Below are 12,279 nucleotides of genomic sequence, written 5' to 3'. Positions count from 1 at the left end.
GTGCGGCCCCCTGCTGGTCAGAGTGTGGTTCCGTTCCGCAGCAGAGCGTCGAGGGAGTCCAAGATCCAGGCCCAGGAATCCTGCGAGTCGACGGCGGTGTGGCTGAAGCCTCCGGCCAATTCCAGGCTGACGTAGCCGTGGAAGACGCTGCCCAGCATCCGGACCGCGTGTGTCTGGTCCGGCTCCGTCAGGTTGTAGCCGCGCAGGATCGCCCGCGTCATCTGGGCGTGCCTGACGCCGGCGCTGGCGGCCGCCGTCTCGGGGTCGAGCTTGAGCCGGGCCGCGGTATAGCGGCCGGGATGTTCCCGGGCGTAGTCGCGGTAGACGTTCGCGAAGGCGGTCAGGGCGTCCTTCCCGGACCGGCCGGCCAGGGCGTCAGCGGCCCGGTCGGCGAGTTCCTCCAGAGCGAGCAAGGCGATCTTGGTCTTGAGGTCCTGGGAGCTCTTCAGGTGCGAGTACAGGCTCGCGACCTTGACATCGAACCGCCGGGCGAGCGCCGAGACGGTCACGTGTTCGAAGCCGACCTCGTCAGCCAGATCCGCACCCGCCTGGGTCAACCGTTCCGTGGTCAGACCTACTCGAACCATTACCCTTCTCCCATCTAGCGACAATCATTATGTATTTGCCTAATACTTTTAGGCAAGCCAGCCCCACTCATGAAGTCGCTGACAGAGCAAGAGATCCGCACCGCGCTCGTGAACCGCACCAAGGGCGAGGCGAAGCGGCCTGCCCGTACTCCTGCGGTCTGCCCGTCCCCCGCGGCCTGGCCGTGCCCCGCGGCCTGGCCGTGCCCCGAGACCTGGCCGTGCCCCGAGACCTGGCCGAGCGGCCCGCCTCCGGCCCTGCGACGGCCTGGACTTCCTCGGCCGGCGTGACCCCCAGGCCCCCCGACCGCGCCTACCGCGCCTACCTCGTCACCGAACCGGACGGCCGCCCGGTGGCACTCGCGCCGCGCTGCACTCGCGCCGCGCTGCACCCGCGCCGCCTCCTGATCGTGTTCACGGGCCATACCCACGCCGAGTTTCCCCACCGTGAGCGTGCGACCGATCTTCAAGGACGCGCGGCTCGTCAGATCCAGCCGTGCTTGGCGGCGATGCGCGCTGCCTCGTGCCTGTTCGAAGCGCCGAGCTTCGCGATCGCCGCGGCGAGGTAGTTGCGTACTGTCCCCGGCGACAGGGACACCCGCCGCGCGATCTCATCCACGGGCGCGCCGTCGCGCGCGAGCGCGAGGACGTCGGCTTCGCGCGGAGTCAGGGGCGAGTCACCCGCACTGATCGCCTCCGCTGCGAGTTCTGGATCCACGTGCCGTCCGCCCGCGGCGATCTTCCTGACGACTTCTGCGAGGTTGCGGGATGAGGTGGTTTTCGGGAGGAACCCGCGGGCGCCGGCCGAGAGCGCGGATTTCAGGTACCCGGGCCGGCCGTGGGAGGTCACGATGATGCTGCGGCACTCCGGCAACTGGTTCGTGAGCTGCCGGGCGACCTCGATGCCGTCGGGTGGAGGCATCTGCAGATCGAGCAGAGCCACGTCGGGGCGCAGGCGCAGCGCGGCCTTCAGCGCTTCGTCGCCTGAGGCGACCTGACCGACGATTTCGAAGTCGTCCTCGAGTTCGAGCAGACCTGCGATCGCTTCGCGGATCAGGTGTTCGTCGTCGGCGATCAGGATGCGGATCATTCGCGCTCTTTCGGCAGGGGGACGGCGGCTTCCAGCAGAAACCAGTTTCCGTCCCGTCGGGTCTCGGCGCGCCCGCCGATCGCGCGGATTCGATCGAACATCGCCCGAAGTCCTGTGCCGGCGTTCGGGTCCGAACGCGCGGAATCGTCCGTGGCGGATTGGGCGGGCCCGCTGTCGCTGACTCCGTCGTTCGCGATCGTGAGAAGAACCTCGCCCGCGTCGATCGTTGTGGTGAGCGTCACCCGGGTCGCCGAGGAATGACGCAGGACGTTCGTGATGCCTTCGCGGACGACCCACGCGAGCGCCTCCGCGCAGGGTGCCGGCACGGCTTCGCCGGTGACCGTGCAGGTGATGCCGGCCGAACCCAGGAGTGCGCGGGCGCCGGAGACTTCGCCTTCCCACGTCGTCTGGAGGTCGCCCCGGACGACCCTGCGGACCTCCGTACCCGCGTCGTCGGCCAGTCGTCGCACCTCCCTCAGTTCCGCGGCCGCGCGGTCGTCGCGGCCGCGGCGGATGAGCTCGGAGGCGAGCTCGCTCTTCACGGCGATCGCGGTGAGCGTGCGGCCGAACACGTCGTGGAGGTCGCGGGAGATGCGCAGGCGTTCCTCCGCGAGGGTGAGCGCGGCACGGTCCTCGTGCGCGCCCTGCAGTTCGCGGAGGACGCTCAGCATCCACACGCTGGACCAACAGATCCACAGGACGGCGCTGACCAGCGCCATGCAGACCACCAGCAACGCGATCTGGAGGACCGCCACGAGGGGTACGGCGAGCACGAGGATCGCGACGTTGAGAAGGAGTGTGCGGCGGGCGTCGAGGATGGGGACGATGCTCGCGGCCGCGGAGCCGATCGCAGCGGCCGCCGCCACCCGCATGGCCGGTATCGGGAGGACGACGGTCCCCGCCAGGACGGCGGCGAGCACGAGCAGCCACGTGACGACGAGGGCGATCGGGAGGCGCTCGCCGCGTTCTTCGCGAGCGTTGAAACTCCATCGGCTGACCACGATGTTGCACCACACCAGTGCGAACGTGGCGACGGCCACAGCGCTCACGACGGCGACGTTCTCGGTGGTGAGCGGCGGAGCGCTGACGAGTCCGCCGAGGAGAGTGGAGATCGGGGTGGAGACGACGGCGTAGGTCGACCAGCGCACGTAGCTTTCGAAACGGCGTGCGCTCACCACCGGCCACTCTCCCATGCCTCTCATTGTGCCGCTGGCGCTCCGAGCGAGGGTGAGCCCGTAGGCGCCGGCGCGGGCCCGGTGCGACGCGTGCGCAGCCACACGATCACTGCGCTGACGACGAGGAGGACACAGGGGATGAGCATGACGATGAACCGGCAGGATGTGAGGAGCCTGCTGGAGAACGGGGGCGATCGGGAGTCATCTCTCCACACTCCCGCCGCGGGGGTTCGCTCCCCAGTGTCGTCCGTAATGACTTCGGCGGCGTTCCGCACGACTGACGCATGACACATGTCACACGTCGGCGGGCCACCGCTGCCGTCTTCTTTCGTCTCCGAACGGGTGCGGCGGTGAATGTGTCAGTACAGCCGGCGCGCGGGTGCTCGCGTCAGACCACCCGGCCGCTCTGTTCGCATGCCAAATGTCATGCGCATGCCGTGTGGTTCCCATGCGAACTCGTGACTGACGACACTGCAGCTGAAACGAGTCTCGGAGGACGGTTGAAGCATGCAACGAAACGCTTCCGACCCCCCGGCATTCGACCCGGGCGCCCTTCTGTCCGGCACCGCTCTGTCCGGCACCGCGCCGACCGTTCTCCACGACGCATCACCGCACCGCCGCGGTCCGCGCCCGATCCCGCCAGGCGTTCCCTACCACCGCGTGCTGGCGGGTGAGAACCGCCGTATCGGACGCGGCATTCTGGCGCTCGTGCTGCTCCTTGTCGGGCTGTTCGGCTTCGGCGGTGTCCTCGCCGCCCTCGGCTCCGCCATCGACGAGGCGCTCGGCCGGGTCAACCCGATCGCGGGTGGTACGGAGTTCACGCCGGTCTACCACGCCGCGAACCTTCTCTCGATCGCGCTGATGATCCCATGGAGCATGTTCATCCAGCGCTGGCTCTACGGGGTGAAGGGGGCGTCGCTGCATTCCGTGCGGTCCATGTTCCGGCCCGCCGTGTTCGGCCGCGCGGTGCTGACGCTCGTACCGATCTGGGTGCTCTACACGACCGCCTTCTTCCTCCTCTCGTCGTACACGGAAGGGTCGTGGCGATTCTCCGACCTGGTCGCCGTGTTCGTCATCACGCTCCTGCTGACGCCTCTGCAGGCGGCGGGCGAGGAGTACAACTACCGCGGAGTGGCGTTCCGGGTGGCTGCGAGCTGGGGGCGCGGGCCCCGGGCGGCGATGGCCCTCGGCCTGGCGGTGTCGAGCATCCTGTTCGCGGCCATCCACCTGTCCACCGACCCGTGGCTGAACCTCTACTACCTCACCCTCGGCGTCACCTTCGGCCTGATGACGTGGCGGACGGGCGGTCTGGAGACGTCGGTCGTCATCCATGCGGCCAACAACACGCTCATCTACCTCATAATGATCGTCACGCACGCCGACCCCCTCGCGGGCTCCGATCGCTCGGCGGGGGCCGGGTCGATCGTGATGCTCATTCCCTGCGTCCTGCTTGTTGCGATCACCGCCGTCATCTGGGCGCGCACGCGACGGCCCGGCCCGGCCCTGACGCCGCAGCACAGTCCGTCCGCCAGGTGATCCCTCCGGCGAGGGGCGGCTGGAGTACACCAGCGGTTCCCACGCCCCGGCTCGCACTACGCCGCGAGTCCCTTTTCGAGATCGGCGATCAGGTCCGCCTCATGTTCCAGGCCGACGGCGAACCGGATCAGACCGGAGGGCACGCCGGCCTCGGCGAGCTGCTCCTCGGTCAGCTCCTGTGCCCACATGGCGGCGGGCCGTACGACGAGCGAGCGCACGCCGCCGAGGCTCGGCGAGAGGACGGGGAGCTCGAGAGCGGCGATGAGTCGCTCCGCGGCGGCGTGGCCGCCGCGGAGCTCGAAGCTCAGCAGCCCGCCGTACCCGCGCATCTGCCGCTTCGCCAGCTCGTGCTGGGGATGCGCCTCCAGCCCCGGGTAGTTCACCCGCGCCACGGCCGGGTGCTCCGAGAGGAACCCGGCCAGGGCCAGCGCGGTGCGGTTCTGCCGCTCCGCGCGCATCCCGAGGGTGCGCAGGCCGCGCAGGGCCAGCCAGGCGTCATGCGGGCTGACGACCGAGCCGATGACCGTGTGCGTCCGCCAGATCCTCTCGACGAGATCGGCGCGGCCCGCCACGATGCCGGCCAGCACGTCCGAATGCCCGGAGAGAGTCTTCGTGACGCTGTGCATGACGAGGTCCACCCCCAGGTCGAGGGGCCGCTGGTTCACCGGGGTGGCGACCGTGTTGTCGGCGAACGTGAGGATGCCGCGGTCACGCGCGAGCCCGGTCACGGCCGCGACGTCGGTGAGTCGAAGCAGGGGGTTGCTCGGCGTCTCGATCACGATGAGCCTCGTGTTCGGCCGGACGGCCCGTTCGAACGCCTCCGTGTCGGTCTGATCGATGAGGGTCGTCTCGACGCCGAAGCGCGGCGCCATGTCCTGGAGGAAGCTCAGCGTTCCGCCGTACATGCTCCGCTGGGCGACGACGTGGTCGCCCCCCGAGAGCAGCGACAGAAGGGAGGTGGAGATCGCCCCCATGCCGGAGGCGGTGGCCAACGCAGCCTCGGCGCCCTCCGCGGCCGCCACGATCTTCTCCAGCCGGGCCTGCGTCGGATTGCCGTACCTTCGGTAGTAACGCTCGTGTCGGGCAACGGCGTTCATCTCGGCGAACTCCTCGGCCGTGGCGGCGGAGAACGGCACCGTCTGGTAAAGGGGCGGCGCGATCGCCGACTCGGCCTCATCGGCGTCCGCGTGCAGGAGAAGCGTCTCAAGGCTGGTGAAGTGATCCATGGCTCAAGCCTCGTGAGGAGCGGCATGCGAATCGACAGCCACTTGCCCGGAAATTGGCTACGAACGGACCGCGCGCGTCTGCCAGGCGAGGGGCCGCTCTACCGGCGACTGGCCGGAGCCATCCGAGACGCGGTCTGCCGGGGTGAGGCGGGCGCCGGGTCGCGGCTGCCGTCGGAACGCGACCTCGCCCGATCGATGGGGCTCAGCCGGACCACCGTCGTCGCCGCCTATCGGCTCCTGCGGGAGGAAGGGCTGCTGGAGAGCGTGCGCGGCAGCGGGACGCGGGTCGCCGTTCACCGTTCGGCCGGGCCCGCCGTCCCGGCCGCCGATATGCCCGCGCTGAAGCTCCCGGAACGGCCGCCGGACGGGGTCGTCGACTGCCAGAGCTCCGTCGTCCCCGACCTCGGGGGAGTGCCGGACGAGATCCTGAACGTGACGGCAGGCGACTTGCGGGCGACAGCCGCGGACGCCGACTACGAGCCGCTCGGCCTTCCGGTGCTGCGGGCGGCGGTCGCGGACCACTACACGCGGCTCGGGCTGCCGACGACCGCCGAGCAGGTGCTCGTCACCAACGGCGCCCAGCAGGCGATCAGCCTGCTGTTCACCCTGTTCTCCCGCGGCCAGGGTGTCATCGTGTCGGAGAACCCCACCTACACCGGAGCGCTGGACTCGGCTCGGGCGGCCGGGGCGCGGATCGTGGGGCTGCCCGTGGACGAGGAAGGCGTGAAGGCAGGGGCGCTACGCGCGGCGCTCGGCCGTACGCGGGTCCAGCTCCTCTACCTGATGACGGCCGGCCAGAACCCCACCGGGGCGGCGATGAGCACGGAGCGCCGGCACGATGTCGCACGACTGGTGGCGGCCGCGGGCGTCCCCGTCGTCGACGACATGACGCTCGCCGACCTGGCGTTCGATGGGCGATCCTCCGGCCCGTTCGCCGCGACCGCCGTCGGCGCGACCGTCGTCACGGTCGGATCGCTCAGCAAGCTGTTCTGGCCCGGCCTGCGGGTGGGCTGGGTGCGGGCGCCCGAGCAGCTCATTGCCCGGCTCGCCCGGCTCAAGGTCGTCGCCGACCTCGGTTCCTCGCACGTCGGCCAGCTCATCGCCGTGCGACTCCTGCCTCGGATCGCCGAGATGGCGGCGACCCGGCGCGAGCAGCTCGCCGTACGGCGCGATCTGCTTTCCGGCCTGCTCCACGCGGAGCTGCCGGATTGGTCGTGGACCCGGCCGCGCGGCGGGGCGTTCCTGTGGGTCCGGCTTCCGTACGGCGACGCGGAGGAGTTCGCCCGGCTCGCCCTCGCGCACGGCGTGCTCGTCCTGCCCGGAAGCAGGACGTCCACCGACGGCTCGTTCGCGGATCACCTGCGGATCTCGTACGTCGCCGAGCCGGCCGAGCTGCGGCTCGCGGCGCAGCGGCTGAGCAGGGCGTGGGCCGCCCAAGGACGGGGATCTTCGGCTCCGGGTTTGTCGGCGTGATCTAGTACCTTGACGACCCGGTCCCGGCTTCTCGGGGCCGTCCCCGGGTTCGTGTGCTGCGCCGGCCCGGGGGCCTTGTCACCCCCCAAGGAAGCCTCCGTTGCACCGGTATCGTCTCTGGTGGTTCGCCGCCCCGGTCGCCGCCCTCCACGTGAGCGCGGCCGTCGCGCTCGGTGTCGTCGCGCTGGTCACCGGCGACGCCGTCCCCCTCACCCGCCTCGTGGCGTACGGCACCCCGCTCAGCACGGGGCCCGTCCCCTGGTGGCCGGTGGTGCCTCTCGTCCTTGTCGCCGTGTACCAGGGCTGGGCGCTGTGGCAGATCCTGCGTGGGAGGGTGCGCGGCCCGGTACCGGCGGATGGCGGCGCGGTCCGCGTGCTCCGGGTGACGTTGTATCTGGGTGCCGCCTTCTCCGTGATCGAGCTTTTCCCGGTGGTCCTACCGTGGTGGGCGGAGCTGGCCGGCGCCGCCGCGCAGCTCGCGCTCGTCGCGCTGTTCTTCGTGGTCCAGCGCGGCGCGTCCCGCGCGATGGCGACGGTCGCGCTGGTCGCCGGAACGCTCGCGGTGACGAGCTGGATCGCCCGCACGGCCGCCGACGCGCTGGGCGCCCGGCTCCTCGGGGAGATCTCGGCCATGGCCGGCCTCGGCGGGTTGTCGTGGACACTGTGGATGGCGCTGACCCTCCTCGCCCAGGCGAGGGACGGCAGGTGGGCGCGGGCCACCGTGTGGACCGGGGCCGCCTCACTGGTGGTGTCCTTCCTCATCGAGTCGTTGATCTACCACCTCTCCCTGGGCTGGCACGACGAGACGACGGTGCTGTTCATCGGCCTTGGCCGGGCGGCCGCCCCGCTCACGGCGGTGTGGCAGGCGCGTTCCGCGCACGATCTCGGCAGCCCGCCCGGCACGACGGCACGCACGACGACGCGGGCCACGGCCGGGCCGCCGCTCCGCTCCCGGCTCGCCGCCGTGGCGGCGATCGCGCTGCCGCTCCCGCCTGTGGTCGTCGCCTTCTGGTACGACATGCCGCGGTGGGCGGCGGGGAGCTGGTCCACGATGTTCTTCGGGGACGGCCCCGATCTCGCGGAGCTCCTGCTCTCGTGGGTCGTCGACCTGCTCGTCGACATGGGCGGGCTGCCGCTCCTCGTGCTCGTCGCGGTCCTGCGGAGGACCCCCGGCCTGCTCCGGGCGACGGCCTGGGTCCTGCTCGCCGCCGCCGTGGCCGGGGTCGTCGTCGCGCTGGCCGGTGGTTCCGCGCCCGGCGGCTTTCCCCGGCGTTATGCCGACTACTGGGCCACGGAGCCGGGCGATGTCCCCGCCGGCATCTCGCCGCTGTGGTTCGGCGCGGCCTACGCGGCGTCCGCACTCCTCCTGATGTGGCTGGCCGGCGGGGTGGGGCGCTCCCGGCTCTGGGGCGTCGTGACAGCGGCGGCGACGGCCGGACTGCTCGGCTTTCTGCCGGCGGCCGACCACTCGGGCGGCCGGGTCACCGCCGCTGCCGACTGCGCGCCGCCCGGCGGCCCGCGGGGCGGGGGAGAGCAGCCCGAGCCGGCGCCGGAGGCGGCCTTCGTGTGCCAGGTGCGCCAGTCGCGCGTGTTCAAGGTCGCCCCGGACACCCCGGACCGCTTCGTCGTCGGCTACGGCCGCCAGTTGTGTGACGTCTACACCCGTGAGGACCCGGCCGAGCTCACCCGGGTCCGGCGTACGGACGGCGTGGCGGTCCGCGAGCTGGCTTACCTGCTCGCGGACATCTGCCCGAGCGCCGCCGCGGTGGTCCGGGCCGCGAACGAGCGGCAGGAACGCGAGTTCCAGGAGTGGAAGGCGGCCGAGCGGCGCAAGTGCGCGGAGGCTCCCCGTCACCGCCCGCTGATCAGGCCGGTGGCGGTGGTCGTCCGGCGCGAGCCGGCGTGGACGGACTACGGCGACCTGGAGGCGTACGAACCGGAGACCGCCGAGGGTGACCCGGGGGCAAAACTGCCGTACGAGGACGACGTGCTGAGCGCGGGGCCCGGCCATCTGGTCGTGCACACCCACCCCGACTTCACGCTGTGCGTCACGACCGAGACCTACCGCCGTCGCCCGCCGGTGGAGACGAGGGGGTGGGACCACGTCGTCGAGGCGGGCTATCTCAGCGCCGGTGAGCTGGTGTTTCAGGACCCGCTGGGTGGTGTGCCGCTGCCGGACCTCGCCGTCCGGGGCGCGGGGCACTATCGCGTACGGGTGCACTACGCGATGCGCGGGTCCCTGGGCAGGGAGGACGATGTGCAGCGACTGCTGATCATGGCCTACCCGGGACGCGGAGACGACGTCGTCGTCCACCGGAAGCGCGCCACGCGCTGATCCGGGGGATGGCGGACGCCGAACTCTGGTCCGTCGTGGCCGATGCGGGGAAACGCATGCCGTTGCCACGCACCGGCCGGTCCGCCAAGTTGCGGGGTGCCGTCCGTCACCGCTGCGCCATGAGGGTGGGGATCCCCCACCCTGACATCCGCTACGGCGTCCGGAACCCGCGAAACGTCACGGGCTTTCGGACCACGAAGCCGAGCCGCTCGTAGAGTGCGCGCGCGGGGGTGTTGGCTTCGGCCACGTGAAGGAACGGTTGATCGTTCCGAGACGTGATACGTGCGACCAGGGCGCGCACCAGGCGGGCGGCATGACCTCGCCCGCGAGCTTCGGGGGCGGTGCAGACGGCGCTGATCTCGGTCCATCCAGGGGGACGGAGCCGTTCGCCCGCCATGGCGACCAGGGCGCCGTTCTCGCGGATACCCAGATAGGTGCCGAGCTCGTGAGTTCGAGGCCAGAACGGTCCCGGTTGGGTCCGCGCGGTGAGCTGAAGCATCTCGGACACGTCGTCGACGCCCAGTTCGACTATCCCCGAGTCGGGCTCGGCATCGGCGTCACCGGGGTGGCTGCCCGCGGGACAGATCATCTGGAAGCCGCCGAGAGCGAAGACCGGCTCCCAGTCCGCAGGCGGGGTCGCCGGGCAGCTGAACAGATCGGCGAGTTCGCCGCGACCGAGCATTCGCGCGAGGTCGGCCCACTCCGCCGCGTCCGGCTCGGCGGATACCGCGGAGAAGGTCGAGACCTCCGGGAGGTAACCGGCCGCTCGGCCGAGCCGACGGGCCAGGTGCGCGTGGAAGCCGCGGAGCGACTCACGGACCGGGTCGTCGAGCGTGACGGCGTCGCGGTTGACCATTGTGCCGTGCCTTTCGTGTCATGCGCGGGTGAGTGCCGGCAGTCGCCGGTGTCGTGCCGTGTCGTGCCGTGTCGTGCCGTGTACGTGCCGTGCCGTTCGAGCCCACAGTGTTCTGGGGACGACCGACACCGACGCGATCGGTGACCAGCCGTCGACAGGGTCGTGACCGGGGGTTCTCGCAAAACGTCGCGCCCGAAGTGGGTTCCCAAGCGCGGTGGCGTTCGCTGGCCAACGCGTGGGTACGATCGGCGGTGCCGTCCAGTGGAGTGTCGTCTCCTATGGCTCACCTTCGCGCTGGGCTGCGACCTACGTGCAGCCGCAGTGTAGTCAGGCGGGTTCCTGTCCTCGTGGGGGAGGGGCCACGCGGCCGGGGACGTGACCGGGCCGGGTGATCAACTCCCTCGACCGGCCGACCGGGGCACGACGACCGCGGCATGTACGATCTACCCTCACGACTCGCACTCGGTCTTCGGCTGTCGAGGCGTGCCGAGCATCCGCCGATAACGCTGCCTCGACGTTGAGCGAGCTGTTGTCGGCCTGAGAATCGGGCAAACCGGCCTGTGCCCTCCGTGTCGCCGGGACCAGCCGCTCCCTACGCCGCTGATCGCCCCGCACCTTCCCTGAGAAGCCCCGCATTCCCCTGAGAAGCCCCGCACCTCCCCGAGAAACAGAATCAAGGAGACGACATGAGCAACACCAACGGCCGTATCGCGATCGTTACCGGGGCCGCCCGCGGAATCGGCGCCGCCATCGCACAGCGACTCGCCGCGGACGGCCTCGCTGTGGCCGTGCTCGACCTCGACGAGGCTTCCTGCACGCCGGTCGTCGACGTGATCGAGTCCGGCGGCGGTCGCGCGCTCCCGGTCGGCGTCGACGTGGCTGACGCGGCCAGCGTCGATGCCGCGGTAACCCGGGTGGCCGAAGAGCTCGGTGACCCGGCCGTGCTGGTCAACAACGCCGGCATCACCCGCGACAACCTGCTCTTCAAGATGAGCGACGAGGACTGGGACTCGGTGATGAACGTCCATCTGCGCGGGGCGTTCCTCATGAGCCGTGCCGTTCAGCGCTACATGACCGCGAACAAGTGGGGTCGCATCGTCAACCTCTCCAGCACCTCCGCGCTGGGAAACCGCGGTCAGGCCAACTACTCCGCGGCCAAGGCCGGTGTCCAGGGCTTCACCAAGACCTTGGCCATCGAGCTCGGGAAGTTCGGCGTCACCGTGAACGCGATCGCCCCGGGCTTCATCGAGACCGAGATGACCGCCGCGACCGCCGAGCGGGTCGGCGTCACGTTCGAGGAGTTCAAGGCCGCGGCCGCCGCGCAGATCCCGGTGGGCCGCACCGGCAAGCCGGAGGACATCGCCCACACGGTGTCGTTCTTCGTCAGCGAAGGGGCGGCCTTCGTCTCCGGCCAGGTCATCTACGTCGCCGGCGGCCCCCGCGCCTGAGCGCGCGTCACGCGGGAAAGGAGTGACCGTGAAGGTCTTCCAGGGCATCGAGGAGTTCGAGCAGGCGGTCGGCACCCACCTGGGGTACAGCGACTGGCACACCCTCGGCCAGGATCAGATCGACCTGTTCGCCGATGCGACGGGTGACCATCAGTGGATCCACGTCGATCCGGAGAAGGCGGCCCAGGGCCCGTTCGGCACCACGATCGTGCACGGCTACCTGACGCTGTCGCTCGTTCCGAAGCTGGTCGGACAGGTCTATCGGGTCGAGGGCCTGAAGATGGGGATCAACTACGGCTGCGACAGGGTTCGGTTCCCCGCACCGGTTCCGGTCGGCTCTCGTGTCCGCGCGGGCGTCGAGCTGCTGTCGCTGACCCCGGGTCCGAGGGGCGTGCGGGCCGTCGCCCGCGTCACTGTCGAGCGCGAGGGGTCGGACAAGCCGGCCTGCGTGGTCGAGACGGTCACCGTTCTGGTGCCCTGACCGGGTAAGCGGCCTGACCTGCGACATCTCGGCCCCCTTCAAGACCATTCCTTGGTGATCTTGAAGGGGGTCGAG

Annotated in this window: 10 protein-coding genes; 5 read left to right on the top strand and 5 right to left on the bottom strand. The window is 70.7% G+C overall.

Annotated features, from left to right (window positions below; translation table 11 throughout):
* Window positions 1–17: 17 nt before the first annotated feature.
* From ACQP1V_RS25400 to ACQP1V_RS25390, 3 genes are all read right to left on the bottom strand, one after another.
* A complete protein-coding gene (locus tag ACQP1V_RS25400) occupies window positions 18–587 on the bottom strand; it encodes a TetR/AcrR family transcriptional regulator (RefSeq protein WP_433412372.1) in 570 nt (189 codons plus the stop codon).
* 481 nt (window positions 588–1,068) lie between these two features.
* Window positions 1,069–1,674: a response regulator transcription factor gene (locus ACQP1V_RS25395; RefSeq protein WP_387416475.1), complete on the bottom strand. Its 606-nt coding sequence runs from the start codon at window positions 1,672–1,674 to the stop codon at window positions 1,069–1,071.
* The gene (locus ACQP1V_RS25390; protein ID WP_433412370.1) at window positions 1,671–2,867 is read right to left on the bottom strand and encodes a sensor histidine kinase; all 1,197 of its coding nucleotides are present in this window, start codon (window positions 2,865–2,867) and stop codon (window positions 1,671–1,673) included. Before ACQP1V_RS25390 ends, ACQP1V_RS25395 begins: the two co-directional genes overlap by 4 nt.
* A gap of 489 nt (window positions 2,868–3,356) precedes the next feature.
* On the opposite strand from ACQP1V_RS25390, the gene ACQP1V_RS25385 reads away from it, so the two are divergent.
* Window positions 3,357–4,385 (top strand): lysostaphin resistance A-like protein, encoded by a 1,029-nt coding sequence (locus ACQP1V_RS25385; RefSeq protein ID WP_433412368.1) that lies wholly within the window; start codon window positions 3,357–3,359, stop codon window positions 4,383–4,385.
* Window positions 4,386–4,441: 56 nt separating this feature from the next.
* On the opposite strand, the gene ACQP1V_RS25380 is transcribed toward ACQP1V_RS25385, so the two are convergent.
* The gene (locus tag ACQP1V_RS25380) at window positions 4,442–5,611 is read right to left on the bottom strand and encodes a trans-sulfuration enzyme family protein (RefSeq protein WP_433412366.1); all 1,170 of its coding nucleotides are present in this window, start codon (window positions 5,609–5,611) and stop codon (window positions 4,442–4,444) included.
* 24 nt (window positions 5,612–5,635) lie between these two features.
* On the opposite strand from ACQP1V_RS25380, the gene ACQP1V_RS25375 reads away from it, so the two are divergent.
* Together ACQP1V_RS25375 and ACQP1V_RS25370 are read left to right on the top strand one after the other, a co-directional pair.
* Window positions 5,636–7,084 (top strand): PLP-dependent aminotransferase family protein, encoded by a 1,449-nt coding sequence (locus ACQP1V_RS25375; protein WP_433412364.1) that lies wholly within the window; start codon window positions 5,636–5,638, stop codon window positions 7,082–7,084.
* 100 nt (window positions 7,085–7,184) lie between these two features.
* Entirely contained in the window at window positions 7,185–9,419 is a 2,235-nt protein-coding gene (locus ACQP1V_RS25370) for a hypothetical protein (protein ID WP_433412362.1), read from the top strand.
* A gap of 151 nt (window positions 9,420–9,570) precedes the next feature.
* Here ACQP1V_RS25370 and ACQP1V_RS25365 read toward each other — a convergent pair whose 3' ends face one another.
* Window positions 9,571–10,275: a GNAT family N-acetyltransferase gene (locus tag ACQP1V_RS25365; RefSeq protein ID WP_433412360.1), complete on the bottom strand. Its 705-nt coding sequence runs from the start codon at window positions 10,273–10,275 to the stop codon at window positions 9,571–9,573.
* Between the two features lie 686 nt (window positions 10,276–10,961).
* Here ACQP1V_RS25365 and fabG point away from each other — a divergent pair.
* Entirely contained in the window at window positions 10,962–11,723 is a 762-nt protein-coding gene (gene fabG, locus ACQP1V_RS25360) for a 3-oxoacyl-ACP reductase FabG (RefSeq protein WP_433412358.1), read from the top strand.
* 28 nt (window positions 11,724–11,751) lie between these two features.
* Entirely contained in the window at window positions 11,752–12,204 is a 453-nt protein-coding gene (locus ACQP1V_RS25355) for a MaoC family dehydratase (RefSeq protein ID WP_433412356.1), read from the top strand.
* The last annotated feature ends 75 nt before the right edge of the window (window positions 12,205–12,279 follow it).

The sequence above is a fragment of the Microtetraspora malaysiensis genome (assembly GCF_050947145.1).
Classification (GTDB): Bacteria; Actinomycetota; Actinomycetes; order Streptosporangiales; family Streptosporangiaceae; genus Microtetraspora_A; species Microtetraspora_A malaysiensis.
The sequence above is the reverse complement of the archived record's forward strand: the minus strand, read 5'-3'. Positions and strand labels throughout refer to the sequence as shown.

Bases quoted from the DNA above. Each gene is read 5' to 3' on its own strand.
- ACQP1V_RS25400 (WP_433412372.1), bottom strand. From the start codon at position 587: ATGGTTCGAGTAGGTCTGACCACGGAACGGTTGACCCAGGCGGGTGCG.
- ACQP1V_RS25395 (WP_387416475.1), bottom strand. From the start codon at position 1,674: ATGATCCGCATCCTGATCGCCGACGACGAACACCTGATCCGCGAAGCG.
- ACQP1V_RS25390 (WP_433412370.1), bottom strand. From the start codon at position 2,867: ATGGGAGAGTGGCCGGTGGTGAGCGCACGCCGTTTCGAAAGCTACGTG.
- ACQP1V_RS25385 (WP_433412368.1), top strand. From the start codon at position 3,357: ATGCAACGAAACGCTTCCGACCCCCCGGCATTCGACCCGGGCGCCCTT.
- ACQP1V_RS25380 (WP_433412366.1), bottom strand. From the start codon at position 5,611: ATGGATCACTTCACCAGCCTTGAGACGCTTCTCCTGCACGCGGACGCC.
- ACQP1V_RS25375 (WP_433412364.1), top strand. From the start codon at position 5,636: ATGCGAATCGACAGCCACTTGCCCGGAAATTGGCTACGAACGGACCGC.
- ACQP1V_RS25365 (WP_433412360.1), bottom strand. From the start codon at position 10,275: ATGGTCAACCGCGACGCCGTCACGCTCGACGACCCGGTCCGTGAGTCG.
- fabG (WP_433412358.1), top strand. From the start codon at position 10,962: ATGAGCAACACCAACGGCCGTATCGCGATCGTTACCGGGGCCGCCCGC.